The organism is Streptomyces viridosporus, assembly GCF_002078235.1.
Classification (GTDB): domain Bacteria; phylum Actinomycetota; class Actinomycetes; order Streptomycetales; family Streptomycetaceae; genus Streptomyces; species Streptomyces viridosporus.
In genome coordinates, this window is sequence record NZ_MSGP01000272.1 from 287 (window position 1) to 23,966 (window position 23,680).

General features: G+C 70.2%; 22 protein-coding genes and 1 pseudogene. 13 read left to right on the forward strand and 10 right to left on the reverse strand.

The features are described 5' to 3' along the window. Window positions 1–170 (reverse strand): ATP-binding cassette domain-containing protein (locus tag B7L92_RS42480; protein ID WP_255311046.1); only part of this gene is annotated, 170 nt, incomplete at its 3' end. A 389-nt stretch (window positions 171–559) separates the two neighbouring features. Here B7L92_RS42480 and B7L92_RS19920 point away from each other — a divergent pair. From B7L92_RS19920 to B7L92_RS19970, 11 genes are all read left to right on the forward strand, one after another. After that, window positions 560–1,465, forward strand: a complete 906-nt coding sequence (locus tag B7L92_RS19920) for a LysR family transcriptional regulator (protein ID WP_081238876.1) — start codon at window positions 560–562, stop codon at window positions 1,463–1,465. Between the two features lie 428 nt (window positions 1,466–1,893). Next, the gene (locus tag B7L92_RS19925; protein WP_081238877.1) at window positions 1,894–3,468 is read left to right on the forward strand and encodes a 4-hydroxyphenylacetate 3-hydroxylase N-terminal domain-containing protein; all 1,575 of its coding nucleotides are present in this window, start codon (window positions 1,894–1,896) and stop codon (window positions 3,466–3,468) included. Window positions 3,469–3,566: 98 nt separating this feature from the next. Continuing rightward, window positions 3,567–4,502, forward strand: coding sequence for a VOC family protein (locus tag B7L92_RS19930; protein ID WP_255311044.1), 936 nt, complete (start codon window positions 3,567–3,569; stop codon window positions 4,500–4,502). Next, window positions 4,499–5,251 carry an RraA family protein gene (locus B7L92_RS19935; protein ID WP_081238878.1) on the forward strand — a complete coding sequence of 251 codons (753 nt, stop codon included), beginning with the start codon at window positions 4,499–4,501 and terminating at the stop codon, window positions 5,249–5,251. The genes B7L92_RS19930 and B7L92_RS19935 overlap by 4 nt, the downstream gene beginning before the upstream one ends. Before the next feature lie 3 nt (window positions 5,252–5,254). Beyond that, entirely contained in the window at window positions 5,255–5,677 is a 423-nt protein-coding gene (locus B7L92_RS19940; protein WP_081238879.1) for a cupin domain-containing protein, read from the forward strand. Window positions 5,678–5,731: 54 nt separating this feature from the next. Next, complete coding sequence (locus B7L92_RS19945) at window positions 5,732–7,285, forward strand: aldehyde dehydrogenase family protein (protein ID WP_081238880.1); 1,554 nt, start codon at window positions 5,732–5,734, stop codon at window positions 7,283–7,285. A gap of 11 nt (window positions 7,286–7,296) precedes the next feature. After that, window positions 7,297–7,698 (forward strand): RidA family protein, encoded by a 402-nt coding sequence (locus B7L92_RS19950; RefSeq protein ID WP_081238881.1) that lies wholly within the window; start codon window positions 7,297–7,299, stop codon window positions 7,696–7,698. 153 nt (window positions 7,699–7,851) lie between these two features. Then, on the forward strand, window positions 7,852–9,231 hold the full coding sequence (locus B7L92_RS19955; protein WP_255311045.1) for a purine-cytosine permease family protein: 1,380 nt from the start codon (window positions 7,852–7,854) through the stop codon (window positions 9,229–9,231). A gap of 96 nt (window positions 9,232–9,327) precedes the next feature. After that, window positions 9,328–9,912, forward strand: coding sequence for a flavin reductase family protein (locus tag B7L92_RS19960; RefSeq protein ID WP_081238883.1), 585 nt, complete (start codon window positions 9,328–9,330; stop codon window positions 9,910–9,912). Next, on the forward strand, window positions 9,909–11,105 hold the full coding sequence (locus B7L92_RS19965; protein ID WP_081238884.1) for an acyl-CoA dehydrogenase family protein: 1,197 nt from the start codon (window positions 9,909–9,911) through the stop codon (window positions 11,103–11,105). Before B7L92_RS19960 ends, B7L92_RS19965 begins: the two co-directional genes overlap by 4 nt. Window positions 11,106–11,186: 81 nt before the next feature. Then, entirely contained in the window at window positions 11,187–12,005 is an 819-nt protein-coding gene (locus B7L92_RS19970; RefSeq protein WP_081238885.1) for a fumarylacetoacetate hydrolase family protein, read from the forward strand. A gap of 162 nt (window positions 12,006–12,167) precedes the next feature. Here B7L92_RS19970 and B7L92_RS19975 read toward each other — a convergent pair whose 3' ends face one another. The 7 genes from B7L92_RS19975 to B7L92_RS20005 form a co-directional block, all read right to left on the reverse strand. Next, entirely contained in the window at window positions 12,168–13,568 is a 1,401-nt protein-coding gene (locus B7L92_RS19975) for an NAD(P)/FAD-dependent oxidoreductase (RefSeq protein ID WP_081238886.1), read from the reverse strand. Continuing rightward, window positions 13,561–14,751 (reverse strand): MAB_1171c family putative transporter, encoded by a 1,191-nt coding sequence (locus B7L92_RS19980; RefSeq protein ID WP_081238887.1) that lies wholly within the window; start codon window positions 14,749–14,751, stop codon window positions 13,561–13,563. The genes B7L92_RS19975 and B7L92_RS19980 overlap by 8 nt, the downstream gene beginning before the upstream one ends. Then, window positions 14,748–15,359 carry a toxin gene (locus B7L92_RS19985; protein WP_081238888.1) on the reverse strand — a complete coding sequence of 204 codons (612 nt, stop codon included), beginning with the start codon at window positions 15,357–15,359 and terminating at the stop codon, window positions 14,748–14,750. The genes B7L92_RS19980 and B7L92_RS19985 overlap by 4 nt, the downstream gene beginning before the upstream one ends. Beyond that, window positions 15,356–15,967 (reverse strand): hypothetical protein, encoded by a 612-nt coding sequence (locus B7L92_RS19990; protein WP_081238889.1) that lies wholly within the window; start codon window positions 15,965–15,967, stop codon window positions 15,356–15,358. Before B7L92_RS19990 ends, B7L92_RS19985 begins: the two co-directional genes overlap by 4 nt. A gap of 485 nt (window positions 15,968–16,452) precedes the next feature. Continuing rightward, a complete protein-coding gene (locus B7L92_RS19995) occupies window positions 16,453–16,788 on the reverse strand; it encodes a TraR/DksA family transcriptional regulator (protein WP_081238890.1) in 336 nt (111 codons plus the stop codon). Window positions 16,789–17,240: 452 nt separating this feature from the next. After that, window positions 17,241–18,110: a class I SAM-dependent methyltransferase gene (locus tag B7L92_RS20000; RefSeq protein WP_081238891.1), complete on the reverse strand. Its 870-nt coding sequence runs from the start codon at window positions 18,108–18,110 to the stop codon at window positions 17,241–17,243. Between the two features lie 96 nt (window positions 18,111–18,206). Then, window positions 18,207–18,800, reverse strand: coding sequence for a helix-turn-helix domain-containing protein (locus tag B7L92_RS20005; RefSeq protein ID WP_081238892.1), 594 nt, complete (start codon window positions 18,798–18,800; stop codon window positions 18,207–18,209). Window positions 18,801–19,104: 304 nt separating this feature from the next. Between B7L92_RS20005 and B7L92_RS20010 the strand changes: the two genes are divergently transcribed. Further along, window positions 19,105–20,718 carry an MFS transporter gene (locus tag B7L92_RS20010; protein WP_081238893.1) on the forward strand — a complete coding sequence of 538 codons (1,614 nt, stop codon included), beginning with the start codon at window positions 19,105–19,107 and terminating at the stop codon, window positions 20,716–20,718. Between the two features lie 144 nt (window positions 20,719–20,862). Next, window positions 20,863–21,738 carry an alpha/beta fold hydrolase gene (locus B7L92_RS20015; protein WP_081238894.1) on the forward strand — a complete coding sequence of 292 codons (876 nt, stop codon included), beginning with the start codon at window positions 20,863–20,865 and terminating at the stop codon, window positions 21,736–21,738. Between the two features lie 191 nt (window positions 21,739–21,929). Here B7L92_RS20015 and B7L92_RS20020 read toward each other — a convergent pair whose 3' ends face one another. Both B7L92_RS20020 and B7L92_RS20025 read right to left on the reverse strand, forming a co-directional pair. Then, window positions 21,930–22,913 carry a trypsin-like serine peptidase gene (locus B7L92_RS20020; protein WP_081238895.1) on the reverse strand — a complete coding sequence of 328 codons (984 nt, stop codon included), beginning with the start codon at window positions 22,911–22,913 and terminating at the stop codon, window positions 21,930–21,932. 295 nt (window positions 22,914–23,208) lie between these two features. Further along, window positions 23,209–23,680: pseudogene (locus B7L92_RS20025) on the reverse strand (Cmx/CmrA family chloramphenicol efflux MFS transporter); the annotation flags it as partial.

The following is a 23,680-nucleotide window of genomic DNA, read 5'->3' on the forward strand; positions in this document are numbered from 1 at the left end:
AGGGTGGACTTGCCGGAGCCGTTCTCCCCGATGACGGCGGCCTTCTCGCCCGGGCGGACGGTGAAGGAGACCTGGTCGAGGACGGTCCGGGTGCCGTAGGCCTTGGTGACGTCCTTGACGGAGAGCTGTGCCACGGCAGTGGGCGCGGCGGTACGGGCGCGTTCGCGCATATGACTTTCCCTGGGTCGCGAAGTGTCCACGGGCAGCGGAAACGGCGGCGTCGGCCGTGCCCGGACTCAGAGGAAGCAGAGGGAACGCATGCCCTCACCCTAGCAAGACGATGCGTCTCGCCTCCACCCCTTCGCGGGGGGCCGGGGGACAGAGCGGCGGCACCGCCTTTCCCGCGCGCCCCACGAACACGGACGGCCGGCGGACCGGCCGAGAGCGCTTCATCCCCGAAAACAACCAACGCTCCCTCAAGGAAAGGAGTGTTACGGCACAAGGAGACGGCTGCGGCCGGACCACGGGATTCGAGTGAACCCTCGGCCGTCCATGCGGCCCTCTCCTGATCGACCGGTCGTCTGTTGACATTCACCGGATGCCGTGAAAAGCAGACGCCATGGATTTTCGCCAGCTCGAGTACTTCAGGGCCGTCGTCGAGGCCGGATCGGTTTCGCAGGCCGCCAAGAATCTGAACATGACGCAGCCGCCGGTGAGTCACGCCATCGCGAAGCTGGAGCGGGAGCTCGGGGTGCGGCTCCTCGACCGGACGGCGAAGGGGGTCCACCCCACCCGGGCCGGGCTCCACCTGCTGTCCAGGGGTGAGCGCCTGCTCGCCGACCGGAATCGAGTGGTCGAGACGCTGAAGCTGATGGGAGAGGGCGCGGCCGGGGACCTGCGCATCGGTGCGGAGCCCATGGTCATCAACGAAATCATCGCCGATGTCCTGGCGGAGTTCCTCGAGCAGGCCCCCAGCGCGCGGGTGAGCCTGACCGATGTCACCCCCGATGTCATCGTGCAGGGGATCAGGAGAGGGGAACTGGACATGGGCTGCGTCCCTTTCCCCCCGGCACAGTTCGCCGGGTTCGTCACGGACATCTGCGACTGGTCTCCCGTCATCGACATCGACATCAAGCTGGCCGTGCCGAAATACCGTGCGAAAGAACAGCACCCCGACGGCAAAGGATGGGGCCGCTGGATTCTCCCGTCCCCGATTCCCGCTTTCTCGGGGATGCCCGACGCCGCGGAGAAAGCCCTGTCGGCCGACGACACCTTCGAGGTCATCGAGGTCTCCACACCGCAGACCGCGCTCGCTTTCGTCGCCGCGGGACTGGGCGTGGCCCCGGTGACCGAGCGCATGGCCGGCAAGAACGACGCCGTGGCCCTTCTCGATCCCCCGCGCTGGCTCAGGCCCATGCAGGCGACGCTCCTGTGGAAACGCGGGGCCGAGACCACGCCATTGATGGAGCGGTGGCTGCAGGCGACGCGAACCATCGCCGAACACCGCCGCACCCTCGGACGATGAGCGGAGCCATACACGAAGCTTTATACCCCTCCATGGGCCCCTGTATGGAAAGGGCGGGAGAAGTAAAGCGAACAGCTTCATGAACCGCGATGAATTCCATGTGACGTGCATCACATTCCGATGTGCTTCCTCTGCTCCCCGGCACCCTCACTGACCGTCAAAGCGCCAGGTCAGTGGTTGTTTTCTGATCGTGCCCCGGTCGACGGACAGGGCGCCGGCCCAAGCCGTCGAGCGCCGCCGGACGCCACCGACTTCTTCCCGCTTCCCTTGTTCCGCGTCATGGGCCGTGTCAGTCTTCCCGGCAATTCGACGGCGTAGGCGGCTTCGGATCGAGAGGGAAACCCCCGTGCGATCGCTGCTCTCGCATTGTCTGCACGAACCGAGTGATTGACCCGGTTCCGCGCACGAAAAGAAGGGGCCTCGGTCAAATGACGACGGGAAACACGAATCAGTCCGCGCACGGCTCTGCCGGCCGCGAATATCTCCCCTTGACCGGAGACGAGTACCTCGAGAGCCTCAACGACGGTCGTGAGGTCTGGATCTACGGAGAGCGGGTGGAGAACATCGCGGAGCACCCCGCCTTCCGCAACTCCGCCCGCATGATCGCGCGCATGTACGACGCCCTGCACGACCCGGCGCGCAAGGACATCCTCACCGCGCCCACGGAGTGGGGAGGCTTCACCCACCGCTTCTACCGGGCGCCGGGGAGCGTCGAGGAGCAGGTGGCCTCCCGCGACGCCATCGCCGAGTGGCAGAAGATCGCCTGGGGCTGGATGGGCCGCTCCCCCGACTACAAGGGCTGTTTCCTCGGCACCCTCGGTGCCAACGCCGAGTTCTACCGCGGGTTCGAGGACAACGCGCGCGCCTGGTACCGCAAGGCCCAGGAGCGGACGTGGTACATCAACCACGCCATCATGAACCCCCCGGTGGACCGCGGCCTCGGCGCGGACGCGGGCAAGGACGTGTTCATCCGGGTCACCAAGGAGACCGACGCCGGTTTCCACGTCTCGGGCGCCAAGGTGGTGGCCACCGGGTCGGCCCTGACGCACTACACCTTCGTCGGCCACGTGGGCCAGGTCGCCGTGCAGGACCCGGCCTTCTCGCCGGTGTTCATCACGCCCACCAACGCTCCCGGCGTGAAGCTGATCTGCCGCACCTCCAACGAGTACCGCGCGGCGGTGCTGGGCAGCCCGTTCGACTACCCCCTGTCGAGTCGGCTGGACGAGAACGACGCGATCCTGGTCCTCGACGACGTGTTCGTCCCCTGGGAGAACGCGTTCATCCACAACGACCTGGAGCAGGCCAACAAGTACAACATCCACTCGGGCTATCTGGAGCGCGCCTCCCTGCACGGCTGCACCCGGTTCGCCGTCAAGATGGACTTCCTGGTCGGCATGCTGTCCCGCGCCCTCGACGTCACCGGAGCGGGCCAGTTCCACGGCGTCATGTCCCAGCTCGGCGAGGTCATCGCCTGGCGCAACACCTTCTGGGCGCTGTCGGACGCGATGGCCAAGAGCGCGGTGCCGTGGAAGGGCGGCATGATCCAGCCCGATCCTCAGTTCGCCGGCGCCTACCGCGTGATGAACCAGCTGGCCATGCCGAAGATCAAGAACATCATCGAGCAGGTCGTGGCCAGCGGCCTGATCTACCTCAACTCCCACGCGAACGACTTCAGGACCCCCGAGATCCGCGGCTACCTGGACACGTACCTGCGCGGCACGGGAGGCATCGACGCCGAGGAGCGCGTCAAGGTCATGAAGATGCTCTGGGACTCCATCGGCACGGAGTTCGGAGCCCGTCACGAGCTGTACGAGATCAACTACATCGGCAGCAACGACGTGACGCGTCAGACCAACCTGTTCGGCGCCCGGGGCAGCGGTCTCCTCGACTACTGCAAGGACTTCGCGCAGAGCGCCATGAACGAGTACGACCTGGACGGCTGGACCGTGCCGGACCTGAAGGGCCCGGACGACGTCAGCGTCCTCAAGGCCCTCAAGAGCTGACCGCCCGCACGGCTCCCGTCCGAAGCGGGAGCCCCGGCTCATCCGGCGGCGACGGCCCCGTGCTCGCCGCCGCGCTCCCATCCACCACAGGAGGACCCGTGGCTACGGCAATCGATGCCGCCCACGTCACCTACGAGGCACCGGATCTCGAGGTGATGGAGAAGTTCCTGACCGCGTTCGGCATGGTGAAGGCCGAAGGCAGCGACGACCGGACCCTGTACATGCGGGGAACGGGCACCCAGCATCACATCCACGTGACCCGCAAGGCCGACAAGCAGCGCTTCGTCGGTGCCTCGATCGAGGTCGCCGACTACGACGACCTCGTCGAACTCGCCGCGAAGCCGGGGTCCTCCCCGGTCCGGGAGTCGACGGAGCCCGGCGGCGGCCACGAGGTCTCGATGACCATGCCCGACGGCATCGAGATCCGGGCGATCTGGGGCCGGCGGAAGGCCGAGCCGATCCCGGACCGCGACCCCTTCGTCATGAACAACGTCCGCGACAAGAACCGGGTGAACGCCGCCGTCCGCCAGCCCGTCGCGCCGTGCACCATCGCACGCCTGGGTCACTTCGTGCTCCATGTGAAGGACCACGACGCGTCGATGGCCTGGCTGAACGAGCGCTTCAACTTCCTTCCCTCGGACTACTTCGTCCCGCCGGGCGAGGAGGGGCCCGTCGTCGGCACCTTCGTCCGGCTGGACCTGGGCGAGCAGTTGGTGGACCACCACTTCATGCTCGTCCTGCAGTCGGACTGGGCGGGCGTCCACCACAGCGCGTTCGAGGTCACCGACATGGACGCGGTGATGTCGTCGCACGACTACCTCGTCCAGCAGGGATACCGCCTCGACGTCGGAGTCGGCCGCCATCTGCTCGGCAGCCAGATCTTCGACTACTGGAAGGACCCGTTCGGCTTCCGCATCGAGCACTACACCGACGGCGACGTCGTCGACCACCGCCACCGGCCGACCAGGTTCAACGGAACGGCCAGCGAGACCACCCAGTGGGGGAACCGCCCGCCCCTGGAGTTCTTCCAGTGACCGGCGCAGCGAGCACCGGCCTCGCCCAGCCGCTGCCGGAGCGGGTCCGCGCACAACTGGCGCAAGCGGGTTCGGCCACCGTGGCCAACATGCTGCTCCGGCACGGCCTGCGGAACGTGGTCATGAACGGTGTGCGGCCGCTGGCAGCCGGCCAGCAGCCGCTGGTGGGCCCGGCCTACACCCTGCGGTTCATCCCCGCACGCGAGGACCTCGACACCCTCGCCACCTACGCGAGCAGCGAGAACCTGCACCGGCGGGCGATGGAGGAGTGCCCGCCCGGCGCGGTCCTCGTGATCGACGCGTTCGGCTGCACGACGGCCGCGTCCATGGGCGACATGATGGCGGCGCGACTGAAGCAGCGCGGTGTGTCGGGCGTGGTCACCGACGGCGGCTACCGGGACTCGGCGGCCATCAGGGAGACCGGCCTGCCGTGCTACCAGCGGGACAACGCGCCCAGGGCGACCCCCGTCGCCCTGCACCCGGCCGCGCTCGACGAACCCGTCGGCTGCGGCGGAGTGGCGGTCTACCCGGGCGATGTGGTGCTGGGCGACAGCGACGGCGTCGTGGTCGTCCCCCGGGAACTGGCCGCGGACGTCGCCGCGGAAGCCGCCGACGCCGCCGCGTACGAGGAGTTCGCAGCTCTTGAGATCCGGCGTGGCCGGTCCCTCTTCGGACTGTTTCCCGCCACGCCCGAAAGCCGCCAGGAATACGACACGTGGGTGGCCGCCGGCCGCCCCGGACGGGAGTGAACGATGGACATCGACGCCGCGACCATGAAGTCGCTCGAGATCCTGGTCCATGCCTCGGACCTCGAGGACGAGGGGTGGATCGACTACCCCGACTACGGGTTCCGCCAGTACTTCCTCCACAAGAACCCGGACACCGGCGCCAGCATCGCCCTGCTCGAGTACGAGAAGGGCGGCACCATCCCGACCAGGCACACGCACGCCTCGAACCAGTTCATGTACTGCCTCGAGGGCGACTACGAGTACACCGACTCCGGCCTCCGGCTGCGTCCCGGCTCCTTCTACATGAACCCGAAGGACCACCCGCACGGCCCCACCCTGGCGCACGAGCGCAGCGTGCTGATCGAGATCTACGACGGTCCGCACTACTACGAGAAGCCCGAGTACCACACGGACGAGACGATCGGGGACTTCCTTGCCAAGGAGTGAGGTGCCGGTCCGTCCGACGTATTCCCACCGAACCCGCGACGTTGTTGGAAAGCGATGATGAGCGAAACCACCAAGACCCTGTTCGACACCGAGAAGGTGCTCGCCGAATTCGGCCTGGACCAGGTGCACTCCGGTACCTACGGGGACTCGATCGGCTGGGGAACCACCGAGGGACGGCCGGTCATCGAGGCGCAGTGTCCCGCCGACGGTGAACTCGTGGGCCGGATCGCGGCCTCGGACGGACAGGACTACGAGACGCTCGTGGCCGCCGCCGTCGAGACCCAGAAGCGTTGGCGGATGGTGCCGCCGCCACGGCGCGGTGAATTCGTGCGTAGGATCGGCCAGTTGATCGAGGAGAACCTGGAAAGCCTGGCCGCGGTCGTCTCGCTGGACACCGGCAAGTCGACGATGGAGGCCAAGGGCGAGCTCCGCGAAGCGGTCGACATGTCGGTGCTGGCCGCCGGTCAGGCGCGGATGATGTACGGCTTCACCCAGCAGTCCCAGCGGGTCGAGCACCGCATGTACGACCAATGGCTGCCGCTGGGCGTCGTGGGGCTGATCAGCGCGTACAACTTCCCGGCCGCCGTGTGGGCGCAGAACGGGTTCCTCTCCGCGATCGCCGGCAACACGGTGATCTGGAAGCCGAGCCCGAAGGTGCCGCTGACCGCGATCGCCGTGCAGAAGCTGGTCAACAAGGCGGCTGCGGAGCTGGGGTGCGAGGGCGTGTTCTCCCTGTTCGTCCCGGACGACAACGCCGTCGCCGAGACGATGGTCGCCGACACCCGTGTCGCCATGATCTCGTTCACCGGTTCGACGACGGTGGGCCGCAAGGTCGCCGACATCGTCGGCTCGACGCTGGGCCGCCGGTACCAGTTGGAGTGCTCGGGCAACAACGGCTGCATCGTCGACGAGACCGCCGACCTGGAACTCGCCGCCAGGGCACTGACGTTCGGCGTGGTCGGCACGACGGGCCAGCGCTGCACCAGCACCCGCCGGATCATCGCCCACACGAGCATCGCGGACGAGCTGGTCGAGCTGCTGAAGAAGGCCTTCGACCAGATCGTCATCGGTGACCCGCGCGACCCGGACACCGTGGTCGGCCCGCTGATCGACCGGCAGGCGGTGGAGGACTACCGGAAGGTCCTCGCCGGTGCCGAACGCGAGGGAGCCACCGTGGTGTACGGCGGCCGTGTGCTCGACCGCCCCGGTCTGTACGTCGAGCCGGCCATCGTCACGGGTGTCGAGCCGCACTTCGAGATCGCCCAGTCGGAGACCTTCGTGCCGATCGTCTCCGTGCTGACCTACGACGACCTCGAGGAGGCCATCGAGATCCACAACGGCGTCGCCCAGGGTCTCGCCTCGGGCATGCACAGCACGAACCTGACCAACATCGAGACCTTCCTCTCCGCCCGCGGCAGTGACTGCGGCATCGTCCGGATCAACATGGGCACCACGGGCGCCGACGTCGGTTCCGCGTTCGGCGGCGAGAAGGAGACCGGGGGCGGCCGCACCGCCGGCTCGGACGCGTGGAAGGGCTTCATGCGCCGCCAGAGCGTCTGCGTGAACTGGGGCGGGACCTCCGCCTGGGACAACCGGATCGACCTGTGAGGACCACAGCGATGAAGAAGCAGCGTTTCACCTCCGACGCCGTGCGCGAGCCGGCGGACGGGATGTGGTCGAACTGCCTGCGGATCGACGACCTGATCATGATCTCCGGAATGACGGCGCGCGGGCAGGACGGGGAGACCGTCCTCGGCGACACCGCCCATGAGCAGGCCCGGGTGGTGTTCGGCAAGATCAGGCATCTGGTCGAGGCGGCCGGCGCGGTCATGGACGACATCGTCAAGATGACGATCTTCGTCACGGACATGGGGGACAACGCCGGTGTGTGGAAGGCCCGTCAGGAGTTCTTCTCCGGCGACTTCCCGGCGTGCTCCCTGGTCGAGGTCTCCGCTCTCGCCAAGCCGGAGATCCTGCTCGAGATCGAGGCCATCGCGGTGGCCGGCTGCAGCGTCGACTGAGCGCCCTCAGCGACTTAAAGGCGCGTCCCACTTGGAAAGCCGCCGTGGGCGCCATCTCTCTCATGGGTAGGCACTGTGTCCTCACACACCAGAAATCCCAGATCCACCGATTCGGCACTGGCGACCGCGGCGGAAGACCATGCCCTGGTCAGCGTGCCGTTGGCGGAGCGGAGGAGCGGCTACCAGCTCGCCCTCAGCCCGGTCAGCGTCGCCACCGCCCTGGTCGTCTTCGCCATCGCGGGCTTCACCGTCGTGCTGGCCGGCTTCACGGTCGGCATGATCGTCGGTGCCCTCGTCGCGGCCTTCGCCCTGTTCCTCGGCAAGGCCCTCGGTCGGATGGCCTTCGAAACCGGCATGTCGAGCACCATCACCTCCCGGTTCTTCGGGTTCGGTTTCATGGGCTCGTCGATCGGCTCGATCATCTTCGCGTTCATGATCCTCGGCTTCCTGGCCATGGAGTCCGCCCTGCTCTACCAGGGCACGCTGCTGATGTTCGACCTGCCTGATTCCTGGCCGATGCGCATCCTCGTCTACGGCTTCATGACGCTGGCGTGGATCGCTCTGGCCATCTTCGGCCTGAAGCTGGCGCTGCGGGCGTCGGCCGCCCTGACCGCCGTCACGCTCCTGGTCACGGTCTACATGCTCGTGCACATCTATGTGATCCAGGGTGCTGACCCGATGGACGTGTTCACCTACGGCGGTGTCGTCCCCGGCGGTCTCTGGCCGAAGTTCGAAGCCGCGATCGGGGTCATGGGCGCCACGGCGGGAACCATCGCCCTGGTCACCACGGACTTCGCGCGGTACTGCCGTACGCGCCGCGACGTGACGGTGCTGGCCGCCTCCGGCCCGATCACCCAGAACGTCGTCATGACCGTCCTGGGATCGCTCGTCGTCATCGGCGGCATGCCCGAGGTCGTCGACCACCTCATGGCCCACGACGCGGACCTGAGCCAGGAAGCGGCCGCCGCGGCGGGCAGCACGTTCGTCATGCAGAACACGGGGGCCTTCTTCGTCATCTTCGCCGGCTGGACGGGCTTCGTCACCATCTACGCCGCCCAGGCGAAGGCCCAGGCCATCAACGCCTACTCCGGCTCCCTCTCGCTGGTCAACCTGATCGACTCCCTCACCGGGTGGAAGCCGGGCCGGGCGGCGATGGTGGTGATCGGAAACGTCATCGCCCTGGTGATGATCGCCGTCGGCATCCTGGAGCAGTTCGCCGCCTACCTGGCGTACCTGGGCTCCATGACGCTCGGCATGTGCGGCGTGATGATCGCGGACTACTACCTGGTCCGGCGCGCACGGTACGACCGGGACACGCACCGGGTGGAGAAGTGGAACTGGGCCGGCGTCCTCACGCTGGTTCTGTCCGCCGCGGTCGGCACGGTCCTGATGGCCACCGACGTCCTCTCCCTCGGCTTCCTGGTGTCGTTCCTGCTGGCGCTGGTCGCCTACCCGGTCCTGCGGACCTGGCTGCCGGAAGGCACCGGCACCACGTTCGTCGCGAGCGAGGAAGCCACCGAAGAGGCCCACTGACCACCCCGGCCAGGCGGCCACGTCCTCCCCGGCACGTGGCCGCCGGCCCCCCAGCCGGCCCGTACGGGCCGACCCACGATTCCCAGGAGGTTCGGGATGACCGACATCATGTGGGACTCCGAGATCTATGAGAAAGCAGCCGACGCCAAGACCCTGGCGTCGAGCGCCGCGACCCCATCGATCGCCGATCCCCGCCAACTTCGCAACACTCTGGGCAACTTCGCCACCGGCGTCGTCGTGCTCACGTACCGGTCAGGCGACCACTACTACGGCGTCACCGTGAACTCCTTCACCTCGGTGTCCCTGGACCCGCCGCTGGTGCTGGTCTCGATGCAGCGGACCTCGCGCGCTCTGACCTACCTGCTCGAGCGGCCCTTCGCGGTCAACGTGCTCGGCGACAACCAGCTCGGCACCGCACTGCACTTCGCGGGCAAGCCGCAGGACGCCCACCTCATCGAGTGGGTGGGGGACGACATCGCGCCGCGGATCAACGGTTCGCTGGCCTACTTCCAGTGCACGCCGTGGGCGGGGTACGACGGCGGCGACCACGTCCTGGTGCTCGGGCGCGTGATGTCCTACGGACAGCAGGACGACACCCAGCCCCTGCTCTTCTACCGCGGCCGGTGGAGCGCCCTGGCGCAGGAGGCCGGCGGCGCGCGGTCGGAGAGGAGCCGGTCGTGACGGACCGTACCCGGGTGACCGAGGACATCTCCCGGTTGCTGAAGGAACTGGACGAGATCCACCCCCTGTTGCAGAGCGAGGCCGCGGACAGCGAGCGCCTGCGGCGTCCGACGCCGGTGGTGCAGGACGCCCTCCGCGCCAGCGGCGTCTTCGGGCTGATGGTGCCGGCCGAACTCGGCGGCATGGCGGCCTCTCCCCTGCAGATCCTGCGGGTGATGGAGAAGCTGTCGCACGCCGACTCCTCACTGGGGTGGCTGGTGCGCGCCGTGGCGAGCGAGACGGCGACCGCGGCCACCTACCTGAGCGACGAGGCGGTGGCCGAGCTCTTCACCGGGGACGGGTTTCCGCTGGTGGCGGGGCAGTCCACCGCGTTCACCGGCCAGGCCGTGCGGGACGGCGGCGGCTACCGGGTGAGTGGCGTCTGGCAGTTCGCCCCCGGGGTGTCCATGGCCACCCACATCAATCTCGCCGTCACCGTCCGGGAGACGGGTGAGCGGCTGGTCTGCCTGGTTCCCCGCTCGGCCCTGCGGATCAGCGACAACTGGGACATGCTCGGGCTGCGTGCGACCGCGAGCCTCGACTACCGGGCCGAGGACCTGCTGGTGGACGACACCTACGTCTTCCGCATCGGCCCGGAGCACGTCCGGCGGGGCCGGTCCGTGCACGGCCTGAGCCCTGCCCTGATGGCCGGGCTGCACCAGGCCGCCTGGTCGCAGGGCGTCGGACGCCGCATGCTGGACGAGCTGCGGGAGTTGACGCGACGCAAGGACCCCGCGGAGGGCTCCCCGGTCACCAGCGACGAGTTCTTCGCGGAGTACGCACGGCACTTCTCGCACGTGCGGGGCACCATGGCGCTGCTGCGCGAGACCTGGGGCGACAACGAGTCGACGCTCGCGGCCCGGGCCCAACTGGACGACGAGCAGGAGACGATGTCGCGGCTCGCGTGCAGCCTCGCCTCCCGGACCGCGGTGGAGATCAGCCAGCTCGTGCACCGTTTCGCGGGTGCCCAGGTCATGCGGGACGGCACGTTGCAGCGTTTCTTCCGCGACAGCCACGCCGGCAGCCAGCACCGGGGCTCCTCGCACATCGTGACGCAGAAGTGCGGCCGGATGCTGTCGGGCACGCTGCCCGCCGGGTCGCACTGGGGGTTCTTCGACCTGGTCGTGCCCGAGCAGGCCGCCGCCGGTGCCTGAGGCGTGGCGCCCGGGCCGCGCACCCCGGCCCGAGCGAGGAGGACGGAGCAACGGACGACGGGGCGACAGGAGAAGAGAGACATGAGACTGGCAACCGTGCGCACTCCCGACGGGACGAGCGCGGCCCGCGTGGACGGCGAGGAGTTCACCGAGATCCCCGGCTACGTCGACGTCGGTGCCCTGCTGGCGGACGGGGACTGGCGGCAGGTCGCGGCGGGCGCCTCCGGGCGCCGGCACCGCAGGGGTGACGTCGAGGTGGAGACGGTCGTACCGCATCCGTCGAAGGTGCTGTGCGCCGGCCTCAACTACGCGGGCCACATTCAGGAGATGGGCCGGGAACTGCCCGCGTACCCCACCCTCTTCGCGAAGTTCGCCGACACGCTGACCGGCCCCGCCGATGCGGTGGCGGCCGTGGCGGAGGACCCGGAGATGGACTGGGAGGGCGAACTCGCCGTCGTCGTCGGGCGGACCGCGTACAAGGTGAGCGAGGAGGAAGCGGGAGAGTACATCGCCGGCTTCACGGTGGCCAACGACATCTCGATGCGGGGGTGGCAGTACCGTTCGACCGAGTGGCTGCAGGGCAAGATCTGGGCGCGTTCCACCCCGGTCGGGCCGGTCCTGGTCACCCCCGACGAGTTCGACGCCGGGACGGCGGTGCTGCGGACCACGCTCAACGGCACGCCGGTGCAGGAGCACCGGATCGCCGACCTGCTGTTCACTCCCGCCCACCTGGTCGCGTACGTGTCCACCATGCTGCCGCTGCGCCCCGGGGACCTGATCCTCACCGGCACCCCCGGAGGAGTGGGGCGGGCTCGCACGCCGCGGTGGTACATGAAGCCCGGGGACCTGGTCGAGGTGACCATCGACGGCATCGGCACGGTGTCCACGCCCATCATCTGAGAGCGCCGTGCCGCCCGCCCGCCCGGCCGCCCGGCGTGGCCGGTCATCACCGGTCGCGCCGGGTCCGTCCCCCGCTCACCGGCCGGCGTTCACCCGCCGGTCAGCGGGCCGGGCAGCGGCCGGCGACGGCCGGTGGCGCCGTCGGCGTACCGGTGCGCCGGGCTACGGGATGGCGGTCTTCCGCTCCGCTTCCGTAAGGGGCGGTCCCTGCAGGTACGGCTTCTTCGGGCCGAAGAGCATGGGGAGGAGCATGTCGGGCGAGAGCAAGCGGGTGGCGGGCTTCTCCAGGCTCATGACGTCCAGCAGCGCCGCCATGGCGCGCGGGCTGCGCGCACCGGTTTCGACGGCTTTGTCGATGAAGCGCGCGAGGAGGCCCTCGACGGCGCCGGGGCGGGTGTCGGCTGCTCCCGGGTAGAGGGCGTCCTGGCCGACGGCCAGGTCCCAGGCGGCGGCGACAGGGCGTGCGGCGGCGCGCTGGAGGCGGCAGGAGAGGCCGGGGGTCCCCGGCCCGGTCGTGCGGAGCAGGTCGCGGACGGCGAGGGCGCACTGGGCCGCGACGGTCAGGCCGTGGCCGTAGACGGGGTTGTATCCGGCGATGGCGTCACCGAGGACGACGAATCCGTCCGGCCAGCGTTTGACCTGCTCGTAGTAGCGGCGGCGGTTGGCCGTGGCGCGGGTGGTGACCACGTCTCCCAGCGGCTGGGCGTCCCTGATCAGCTCGCCGATGACGGGGTCGCCCAGGTTGAGTGCGAAGTCGACGAAGGCGTCGGGGTCGTCGGTGGGTTCGCCGCCGCGGGTGCCGGAGAGGGTGACGATCCAGCGGCCCGCCTCGATGGGCAGGATGATGCCGCCCTGCCCCGGCGCCTTGGCCGGGTTGGCCTGCACGTTGACCAGCGGGAAGTCGATGTTCCCGGTCGTGCCCGGGGCGCGGTAGAGACGGGTGGCGTAGGCGACGCCGGCGTTCACTTCGCGCTCGGTGACGGTGGGCAGTCCCAGGTCGGTGAGCCACTGCGGTGCGCGGGAACCTCGGCCGGAGGCGTCGACGACCAGGTCCGCGGGGAGGGTGAGTTCCTCCGTACCGGTGCGTATGCGGAGGCCGGTGACGCGCGCGGCGTCGCCCTGGAGACGCAGTGCGGTGGTCTCCTGGCGGAGTGTGATGCGTTCGTCGGCCAGGACGCGGTCGCGCAGGACGAAGTCGAACAGGTCGCGGGAGCACACCAGGTTGCGGTGGTGGGTGGTCAGGAAGCGGCGGAACCACACCTCGTTGGGCGCTCGGGAGACCATGTCGCCCATGATGCGGACCAGGCGGCCGCCGTGGGCGACGACCTCGTCGGTGAGGCCGGGCAGGAGGTTGTCGACGGCCTGGACGCCGCCGCTCCACACCAGGTGGGCGTGGCGTGCCTGGGGGACGCCACGGCGCGGTTCGGGTCCGTCGGGCAGGCGGTCGCGTTCGACGACGGTGACATCGGCGAAGTCGGTGAGGGCTGCCGCCGCGAACAGGCCGGCGGCACTGGCGCCGATGACCACGGCACGGGGGCGGCTGGCGGTGGGGTCTTCAGGCATGACTGTTCGCGCTCTCTGTGGTGACGGCCCGTCGGCGGACGTCTTCGACGGTGTGCGGGTGGTGCAGGGCGGCCGCGATGTCCTCGATGTGGTCGCTCACGACCGGCCCGAGGTGCGGGGCGTGGGGATGTGCGGGCGGCGGTCCGCCTCTTCGGTGGGCGTCGATGGCGGCGCGGATCGTCACGGCTCCCGCGATGCCCTCCGCCTTCCGGGAGCCGTGCGCGTCATGGGCCGCCCGGCGGGCCCTCAGGTGGAGGGCCGCGTCGAAGTAGGGGGTGAGCACGCGCAGGGCGTCGTGGATGCGCTGCTGGCGTTGTACGAGTCGCAGGTCGAGCGGGGCCCACCACCCGAAGCGGGCTTGGGCCGCCGCCGGGGCGAGGACGCGGACCGCGCGCCACAGCGGGGCCAGCCGGCGGTAGTCGCGCTGGTCGCGGATCCACTTCTGCAGGAACGGTCCGGCTTGGGGGACGAGGAAGCCGAGTGCGACGAACGCCGCCTGCAGGAGCGCGAAGGGGGGCGCCGCTTGTGTGCTGAGCAGGTCCCAGTCGCGCCCTGACCAGCGGGCGCTGATCGCGGCCAGTTTCACCGCGTCGAAAATGAGCCCCGAGGCGAAACCCAGCTGCAGGAACACGACTCCCGACTTCAGCCAGCGGTTGGCGACTTCGGGGAACCACTTCCAGAGCATGGAGACGGCCACGAGGGAGGAGACCATGTGCGCGGCGATGTAGAGCAGGATGTGTTCGCGCATCCAGGGGGTGCCGGCGTAGTAGGTGTCCAGGTCGTAGATGCGTGCCGTCGGCACGTCGGCCAGGAGGAACGTCAGCCACAGGGCGGCGATGACGCCGGCGTAGATCCAGTAGACGCGGCGCATCCTGCGCCGGCGCCTTTCGGACGGTTCCTCCCGCCAGCGCATGATCATGGTCAGGCCGGTGGCGCAGAACGCGGTGAGGAACGAGTAGGCCCAGGGGGCGGCGATGTTCGGTATGCCGGTGAGGACGTTGAGCCGCTCGATGTTGACCGGGGTGATGACGACGAGGACGGCGGTGGCCCAGGTCAGCAGGAGGGTGGTCGCTCGGACGTCGGGGTCGCGCGAGGCACGCAGGAAGGTCGGGAACTTCAGTACGAGGGCCAGTGCCAGCAGCGTGGTGGGCAGGATGTAGGGGATGTGGAAGGACGGGTTCATGACAGGATGCGTCCGCTGCGGTTGCTCAGCGACAGGTTGATGCGTCCTTCCACGGTGGCCGGGCTGACCGGGCCCTGCGCGTAACGGCCCTTCATCCACGGGCGGACCTCACGGCCGAAGAGCAGGCCGAAGGTCTCGGCGTCCACCTCGTGGTCGTCGGCCGATCCGGCGCGGGCCGCAACGGCGAGGAGTGCGGCACGGGGCACCTCGTGCGCCGTGAGGATCTGTTCGACGGCCTGCGCGATCGTCTCGGCCGTCTGGTCGGTGGTCAGGGCACGGGCGGCGGCGGGCATCCCCGCGACGTGGTGACCGCAGTCGCCCTGCTCCTCGTGCCACAGTTCATGGCCGAGGATGACCAACTGGGCCTCGGGAACCGTGTGTTCCTCCACGACGATGATGGAGTTGTCCCCGCAGTCCAGACGCATGCCGGAGACGGGGAGGTCGGGCGGGAAGGACCGGAGGACGAGGCGGATCGGCCGGCCGGTGCGTGCGGTCATGGCCCTGCAGAACGCTTCCATGACGTCCCGTGGTTCGGCGGGTCTCTGAAGGGACCGTGCCGCCTGCCGGCCCAGGACGGTGAGCAGGGACTTCATCGCCTTGGTGCTCACTGTTTGTGATCTCCTTCCGGAGGCACCACCGACCGCAGGACTCCTTCGAGGAGGCGCTCCACCTGCTCACGGGTCAGGGAGCCGTGCACACGCAGGTCCGTGGACTTCACACCGTAACGGTCCATCAGGGCGAGCACGGGGTCGCTGCGGGGGTCTTCGAGCTCGTGCAGGAGGGGGAGCAGGGCACGGTTGAGGGCGTCGGCGGCCGATGCGGTGAAGAATCCCTCTCCTCCGTCGACCTCGAAGTACTCGACGAGTCCGTGGAGGAGTTCGACGCTGGGTACTTTCCTGCCGTCGCAGACCTGACGGGCCCAGTACTCGGACACGTCCAGGCGCCGGGAGATGTCCGAGGCCAGGTCGGACATGCGCCTGCCGGTCGCGGTCATGTCGGCCTTGGCGAGCGCCGAGATGCGCGCCCGGACCCGGTCGTTGACCGTGTCGTCCGGTGGCGCCCCGCCCTGGAGCAGGGCGTGGACGGTGGACTCGGGCAGGGCGGTTCTGGCCGCCAATCCGGTCACGTCCAGCAGTTCGGACCGTTCGAGTCCCTTCTCCCGGATGAGCGCGTCGAGACGCTGCAGCGTCTCGGAGAGGGGCGGGGGTAAGGCCACCGTCGTACTCCCGGTGTTCGGAGGTCGAAAGCTGATGGGTGGTCAGCGGCACCCTATGCGACCAACAAGCGCCGTATCAACGGTCGTTGACGTTCAGCCATCGATCGTTGCCCGCGCGTCGAGTCCGCCGTGCGGAGCTCGGCGGAGCCTCTTCAACGGTGCCACTCCGGGGCGGGGACGGCTCGGACGACTGGCGCGGGAGACACCTCGGCCGGCCGTCCGGCCCCGCTCGTCGTGTGACGCCCACCGCCGCCGGCCGCCCTGAAAGGGCCGGCGAAACACCCTCCGCCCCGCCGTCCGCACTCTCGATGTCGGAATTTCCGGCACATATCGCCCTTCAGGGCGGCCTCGGTGCCGAGCGAACCGATGCGGAAGGAGGCACGCACCGTTTTTCTTCGGCAGCGGGGAAAAGCGGTGCGCGCCTCGCCTTTCGACGAAAAAGAACGCTCCGTCGAGGAACGGAGCGCTCGAAAAGAAGCGGCCGGTCAGCCGGCGTGCTGCTGGCAGGGCACACAGCACCGCGCATACGGCAGGATTTCCAGTCGCTCCACCGGAATGTCCCGGCCGCACCCTTGACACGTGCCGTAGGTTCCCTCGTCCAGGCGGGTGAAGGCGGCATCGATGTCCGTCAGCGCCTGCCGAACCGCGTACTTCTGCATCATCAGCAGGTCATCGGCCTCCCGGCCACCGTCAGAGGCGCCGCCGAGGGCCTGCAACTGGTCGAGGCGGATAACGCGCTCACGCTCCAGGAGCCGGCGCAGCTCCTGCACGTCGAGGCGTTGTCCGGCAGTGTCGACGCGGGCGGCAGAGTGCAGCGACATCTATGTCCCTTCCACAACTCGCGACAGAAAAGAACCGCACTCGTCGATTCTCTCTGGTGGGCCTTCCATCATCACCGATCGGGGCAGCTGACGGCCATGGGGCACCGGCCCCATTTCGACGGGGTTTCACAGCGCAGAAAAAGACGGTCGTTTCCGGCCGACGGGAATCGCATGGGCCTTCGGTCCCAGCGACCCGCCGTCTCGGGAAAAGGGCGCGCCGGTGAGCGTTCCCATGCGATGCGGCGCCGGGCGGCCGACCTCGGGAAAACGGCGCCGCCCCGCCTCCGACGGTTCACGCCGCCACGAGCCGGTCGGTCCTCGCCTCCACGGCAGGGCCTCTGTGGTGACCACCGGGGCGCCCGGGCGGATCCCGTCAGGGCACTCCCGGGCGGCCCGGTGGGTCGGTGGGTCGGTGGGTCGGTGGGTCGGTGAAGTGTTCGGGACAGCGGCGGTCAGGTGCGGCGTGCGGCCCACACCGCGCGTTCGGTGCGCACGCGCAGGTCGTTGCGGCGCAGGATGCTGTGCGGGCCACCGGTGTCGAGCAGCCGGTCGAGAGCGGCCAGGTCCTCGGCCGACAGGGCCGGGGCGGCGCTGCCGCGCATGCGGCGCAGGCTGCCGAGCGCGTAGCGGCCCACCGCGTCGGTGTGGGAGGGGCCGACGTCGACGGTGACGGTGCGTTCGCCTTCGACGGTGAAGCCGGCTTCCGTCAGCTTGGTTCCCCAGTCGGCGCCGCGGTGGGACACGTGCTCGGCGTGGTGGTGGCCGAGCACGGCATGGCAACGCTCCTCGAGACCGGGAGCGTCTTCCGGGGCGTCCTCGGGCAGGAACCGGGGGAAGTCGGCCAGTTCGACGACGGCGAGCAGTCCGCCCGGCGCCAGCAGGTCGCGGACCTTGCGCAGAGTGCCGTCGGGATCGGTCATGTGGTGCAGGGAGGCCGATGCCCAGACCAGCTCCGGCGTGCCGAGTCCGGGCCACGCCGTCGCGTCGAGATCGGCCCGCACGACGCGCACGCGGTCGGCCACTTTGGCCGCGGCCGCCTTCTCCTGCAGGCGGTGCAGGTGGGCGGCCGAGGAGTCGACGGCAGTCACCTCTGCCTCGGGAAAGCGCCCGAGCAGGGCGAGGGTGCCGGCTCCGGTTCCGCAGCCCAGGTCCACGATGTGGCGGGGGCCGGTCCCGACGGGCAGCCAGGCGATGATGGACGCGGTGTGTTCGGCGAGCACTTCCGCGTCCAGGTCGAGGATCTCCGCCTGGTCGCCCGCGTCGTGCTCGGTGTCGTGCCGGTGCGCGCCGTGCGGCGCTGTGCGCGGGGTGGGGTGGTTCATGCGCCCACGCTAGGCAGGTCCCCCCGCGTGCGGCCCGACCGGTTCCCGAATGCGCAAGACAATGGCCGGTCGAGCCGCGGAACGCGCAAGCGGAGGTCACGGTGACGGGCGGTTCGCCTTCCCCGCGTCCTCGCCGCGCTGGTGGCCGCGGCGGGCGTCACGGTCGAAGATGCCCAGGATCTCGCACGGTCCGCCCTCGGCGCCGATGGCGTGCGGGAGCATCGTGGGGAACTCCGCCGCCTGGTTGGTCTCGATCCGGAAGCGCCGGTTGCCCAGGAGCAGGGTCGCGGTGCCGGAGAGGACCACGAGCCACTCGCGGCCCGGATGGGCGCGCATGCGCGAGGGGTTGTCGGGCGGCGGGTCGGTCATGCGCCGGCGTACGACGGTCATGCCGGGCTCGGCCTTGACGGACCAGCGCATCAGCCCGTGGGCGCCGTCGATCATCGGGTGGGAGACGACGTCGTCCGTCGCCGTCTCGACCAGTTGGTCGAGGGAGGTGTCCAGTGCGCGGGCGAGGGTGACGAGCTGGTCCAGAGCCAGGCGGCGCCGGCCGTTCTCGATGCGGCTGAGCGTGGACTGACTGATCCGGGCGCGGGTGGCCAGCTCCTCCAGGGACCAGCCCTGGGCCACGCGCAGGGCCCGGATGCGTTTGCGCACCAGGCTGTCCAACTCGTCATTGTCTTGCGTCATGGGCAACATCGTATGCCTCTACAGCAAGACGCGGTTAGCGTCGTCCGTGTCCGGCCCCCAGCGGCCGGGGCCGTCACCGAGGAAAACCGAGAGAACCGAGAGAACCGAGAAACCAAGAAACCGAGAAAAACCGGGAAAAGGGGACGACGCCGACCGCGTCCGTCCGCCCGCGCCCTCACCGGTCCCTCGGTCCGCCAGTCCGCCGCGCACCGACCGCGTGGGTGAAGGGCGGGCCCCTCCCCCACCCCTGGCGCCGCGGCTTCCGCTCCGGCGCTGACCTCCGCACGCCTTCCGAAAGGAATCCATGAGTACACATCAGCCTCCCCGGGCGAGCGCCGACCCGAGCACCGGCCCGAGCGACGCCCACGGCGGGGACGTACCCGACGCGCGTCAGCGCCGCACGATCCTGGTCACCGTCTGTACCGCGTTGATGGCCGTCATCGCCTCGGTCTCCGGGCTCAACGTCGCCCAGCCCGACCTCGCCGTCGCCTTCGGCGCCTCGCAGAGCACGGTCCTGTGGATCATCAACGTCTACACGCTCGCCCTGGCCGCGCTCCTGCTGCCGCTCGGCGCGATCGGCGACCGCTTCGGCCGCAAGCCCGTGCTGCTCACCGGTCTGACCGTCTTCGGCGTCGCCGGCGCGGCGGCCGGTCTCGCCCCGTCGGCCGAGGTCATGCTCGCCGCGCGCCTGCTCGGCGGTGTGGGCGCGGCGATGATCATGCCCATCACCCTCGCCGTCATCACCTCGACCTTTCCCGAGGAGGAGCGGGGACGGGCGATCGGTGTGTGGACCGGCGTGGCCGGGGGCGGCGGCGTCCTGGGCATGTTCCTCTCGGCCGCCCTGGTCGACGTGGCGAACTGGCGGTGGCTTTTCGCCCTGCCCGTCGTGCTCGTCACCGTCGCCCTCACCCTGACGCTGCGCTCCGTCCCCGACTCCCGCGAGGCGTCCGGGCACGCCTTCGACACCGTCGGCGCGCTCACCTCCGTCGTCGCGGTGGTCGGACTCGTCTTCGCCCTCCAGGAAGGTCCCGAGCGGGGCTGGACCGCCCCCGCGACCCTGCTCGGCCTGCTCGTCGGAGCCGTCGCCACCGTCGGCTTCGTGGCCCGGGAACTGCACCTCCGGGATGCCGCGCTCCTGGACGTGCGCCTGTTCGGCGAGCGCGCCCTCGCCGGCGGCTCGATCACGCTCCTGACGGTCTTCGGGGTCCAAGCGGGCGTCTTCGTGGTCCTGTTCCCGTTCCTCCAGGCCGTCCTCGGCTGGTCGGGGCTGCTGTCCACCCTGGCGCTGATGCCCATGGCCGTGCTGATGATGGCGGCCTCCGGCCTCGCTCCCCGCCTGGCCGAGCGGATCGGTCCGCGAGCGACCACGGCCGCGGGGATCCTCCTGGCCGGTGCCGGTCTGGCGCTCATGGCCGCCGTCGTCTCCGTCGACGGCGGCTACCCGTCCGTCCTGCCCGGCATGCTCGCCATGGGCATCGGCATGGGCCTGTCGATGACGCCCTCCACCGAGGCCATCACCGGCACCCTCCCCCGCGAGCGCCAGGGCGTCGCGTCCGCGCTCAACGACGTCACCCGGGAGTTCGGGACCGCGCTCGGCGTCGCCCTGCTCGGAGCCCTGCTGTCCTCCGGCTACCGCAGCGCCGTCGCCTCCCGGCTCGACGGCGTCCCCCAAGACACCGCGGACACCGCGCGGGAGGGCGTCGCCAACGCCCTCGGTGTCGCGCACCAGGCGGGACCTCACGCGCAGGCGCTGAGCCGCGCGGCCCGGGAATCGTTCGTCGACGGCTGGCAGCAGGCCATGTGGGCGGGCGTCGCCGTCATGGCCGTCCTCTTCCTCCACCTCCTCGCCCGGGGCCCCCGGCGCCCCGCCCACGTACCGGCCGGCGCACCGGGACCGGCCGACGCGACCGGTCCGTGACACCGGACCACCGGGTGACGCCCGCATCGCCTTCCTCCGCCGCGCGCATGGCCGTTGCCGACCGGGGCAGCCGGGGTGGGGGAAGGGCCGGTGCCGTGCCGGACGGCGTGGGCGGTGCGGGAGCCGGGCCCGGAGGAGGCTGGGGTGTTCGAGGGGTTCCAGGAGGAGCAGGTCGACGTCGGTGAGGCGTCGGTCTTCGTCCGCTTCGGCGGGGACGGTCCGCCGGTGGTGCTGCTGCACGGTCATCCCCGCACGTCGGCGACGTGGCACCGGGTCGCCCCGCGACTCGTGGAGGCCGGCCACACGGTGGTCTGCCCGGACCTGCGGGGGTACGGACGCTCCAGAGGACCGCGGTTCACGGCGGAGCACGAGGGTTATTCCAAACGCGCGGTCGCCGGGGACGTGGTGGCCGTCATGCGTCACCTCGGGCATGACCGGTTCGCGCTCGCCGGGCACGACCGCGGGGGCAGCGTGGCGCTGCGCCTCACGCTCGACCACCCCGGCGCCGTCTCCCGGGTGGCGTTCCTGGACTGCCTGCCCCTGACGGAGCATCTGTCGCGGATCACCGTCGAGTTCGCCACCCAGTGGTGGCACTGGTTCTTCTTCGCGCAGCCGGACATCCCCGAGCGGGTCATCACCGCCGACCCCGACGGCTGGTACCACGGCGATCCCGACGCCATGGGGCCGGAGAACCACGACGAGTGGCGGCAGGCCACCCGCGATCCCGACGTGGTGCGGGCGATGCTCGAGGACTACCGCGCCGGCCTCACGGTCGACCGGCGGCACGAGGAGGCCGACCGGGACGCCGGCCGACGCATCGCCTGCCCGACGCTGGTCCTCTGGTCACTCCGGGACGATCTGGAAGACCTCTACGGCGATCCCGTCGCGATCTGGCGCCGGTGGGCCACCGACGTCCGCGGGCACGGGATCGACTCCGGGCACCATGTCGCCGAACAGGCACCCGGAGCCCTGGCCTCCGCCCTCACCGACTTCCTCCGTCCGGACCCCACCGGGACCTAGGGTGTCGTTTGGACCGGGCCGGCTCCGGTGGGCGGTGCCTCGCCGCCGAGTCGAGCGGGGTCCGGTGCGTGCAGCTGCACGGCGGAGGAGGGAGCCGACGCGAGGGGGCACCCCCTGCTCGAGCGGAGTCGAGAGTTCGGGGGAGTGCGTGCCGGACCCCGCGCCCTGCGGCACGATCCAAACGACACCCCCTAGGCGGTCTGGGCCTTGTCGTACAGGGCCTTCGCCGTGTCTCCGAAGTACGGGCCGAACATCCGGTTCGGCAGGAACGTGTAGCCGAAGCTGTTCACGGAGACCTGCAGGCCGGTGCCGGTCCCCTCGTCGAAGCCGGTGAACCAGGGGCCGCCGCTGGAGCCTCCCGTCATGTTGCAGGCGAGGCTGTGGTCCTGCGAGAGGAGGAAGTCCCTCGAGCTGTTGCCGCTGCAGTGGATGAGCTTCGTGCCGTCGTACGGCGAGGCGGCGGGGAAACCGAAGGCGTACATCCGTTTGTTGTAGCCGCCGTTGAACTGGAGGCCCTGCCCGCCGACGACCGAGGTGAGCTTCTGCCCGTTCAGCGGGGCGACCACCGCGGCTCCGACGTCGTGGTTGATGTCCTCGCTCGCCTCCCACTGCGGGGTGGTCAGCGTCCTGGTGGCGGTCCACTGACCGTACGGGGCACTGCCGTTGTCGTACGCGGGCACGAAGACCCAGTTCGTGTGCCAGCTTCCCTGGTACTTCACACAGTGCCCGGCCGTGATGACGGTGCTGGCGTTCTGGCTGGTGACGGCATTGCCGGAGCAGGAGGCGGTACGCCCCTGGAAGGTGAAGAACACCCGGCCCGAGGTCGACACCACTGCTCCCCCGCCGGTCCACGGGCCACCGGCCTGCGGGAAGGAGGCGGGGGCGACGCCCGGTACGACGGTTGCCGACCGCTTGCCGGGCCCGGGGGCCTTCAGGTTCTTGGCGGCCTCGGGGCCCAGCCGCGGATCGAGCGGCGTGGCGCGACGCATCCGGTCGGCGGTCCAGAACGTGCGGGAGGTGTGCTGTTCGGCGAACGGGACGGTACGGATCGCGGCCGACGCTCCGTCAGCCGTTCCGGTGGGTGCCGCGTGGGCGGCGCCGGCGTCGACGAGACCGCCGGCGAACAGGGCCGCGAGGGCCGACAGCATGCCCGCGGCGGTGCGGTGGCGTCTCACGCATGCCTCCTTCTGCCGTGCCGGGACCGGGCGGGTCCGGGCAGGGTGGGGGGAACGAAGAGCGGTGCGGACGGACGTGCGTGAGGCAGAGTGCCACGGAAATCCAGTCTTGTCAGGAGTGCGTCAAAAGGTTCTCCTTCCGGGCCGGACTCGCGAAGGGGCTTTTTCCGGTGCTCGCCGCGATCCCTGAACCCCGTTTCCGGCCGGGCGGGTTCAGGGGGCCGACCACCGCGCGCGGGCGGCGCCGTTCAGCGGCGGGACCGGTGACCGTGTCCGTCCCGCGGCCCCCGGGGCGTCATCCCCGTGGGACGCGGGCCGTGCCCGCGGGTTCCGCGGCGAGGCCGCCCATCACGATGCGGGACCGGCTGTGCAACCGCAGCGAGACGGCGACGAGAACGATCGCGACCGAGGTCATCGCCGCGCCCGCCCAAGCGGTGGAGGCGAAGCCGAAGCCCGCGTCGATCACCGTGCCGCCGAGCCAGGGGCCGCCGCTGTTGCCGACGTTGAACGCGGCGGTCGTCGTCGCACCCGCGAGCGTGGGCGCGGCGCCCGCGACGTTGAACATGCGCGCGTTGAGCGCCGGAGCCGTGTAGAACGCGGAGACGCCGAGGAGGAACGACAGGGCGATCAGGGCGGCGGGGGCCGACGCGAACAGCGCCAGCGCGGCCAGCAGCACGGTCGAGGCGGTGATGCCCGAGAGCAGCACGCCGAACAGGTGCGCGTCGGCGACCCGGCCGCCGATCGCCGTGCCGACCAGCGCGCCGATG

What these genes read in the sequence shown, in the direction of transcription:
- B7L92_RS20000 (WP_081238891.1), bottom strand. Translation starts at nt 18,110, where the DNA reads ATGAACCACCCCACCCCGCGCACAGCGCCGCACGGCGCGCACCGGCAC.
- B7L92_RS19920 (WP_081238876.1), top strand. Translation starts at nt 560, where the DNA reads ATGGATTTTCGCCAGCTCGAGTACTTCAGGGCCGTCGTCGAGGCCGGA.
- B7L92_RS19940 (WP_081238879.1), top strand. Translation starts at nt 5,255, where the DNA reads ATGGACATCGACGCCGCGACCATGAAGTCGCTCGAGATCCTGGTCCAT.
- B7L92_RS19970 (WP_081238885.1), top strand. Translation starts at nt 11,187, where the DNA reads ATGAGACTGGCAACCGTGCGCACTCCCGACGGGACGAGCGCGGCCCGC.
- B7L92_RS19925 (WP_081238877.1), top strand. Translation starts at nt 1,894, where the DNA reads ATGACGACGGGAAACACGAATCAGTCCGCGCACGGCTCTGCCGGCCGC.
- B7L92_RS19975 (WP_081238886.1), bottom strand. Translation starts at nt 13,568, where the DNA reads ATGCCTGAAGACCCCACCGCCAGCCGCCCCCGTGCCGTGGTCATCGGC.
- B7L92_RS19995 (WP_081238890.1), bottom strand. Translation starts at nt 16,788, where the DNA reads ATGTCGCTGCACTCTGCCGCCCGCGTCGACACTGCCGGACAACGCCTC.
- B7L92_RS19945 (WP_081238880.1), top strand. Translation starts at nt 5,732, where the DNA reads ATGATGAGCGAAACCACCAAGACCCTGTTCGACACCGAGAAGGTGCTC.
- B7L92_RS19980 (WP_081238887.1), bottom strand. Translation starts at nt 14,751, where the DNA reads ATGAACCCGTCCTTCCACATCCCCTACATCCTGCCCACCACGCTGCTG.
- B7L92_RS19950 (WP_081238881.1), top strand. Translation starts at nt 7,297, where the DNA reads ATGAAGAAGCAGCGTTTCACCTCCGACGCCGTGCGCGAGCCGGCGGAC.
- B7L92_RS19960 (WP_081238883.1), top strand. Translation starts at nt 9,328, where the DNA reads ATGACCGACATCATGTGGGACTCCGAGATCTATGAGAAAGCAGCCGAC.
- B7L92_RS20005 (WP_081238892.1), bottom strand. Translation starts at nt 18,800, where the DNA reads ATGACGCAAGACAATGACGAGTTGGACAGCCTGGTGCGCAAACGCATC.
- B7L92_RS20010 (WP_081238893.1), top strand. Translation starts at nt 19,105, where the DNA reads ATGAGTACACATCAGCCTCCCCGGGCGAGCGCCGACCCGAGCACCGGC.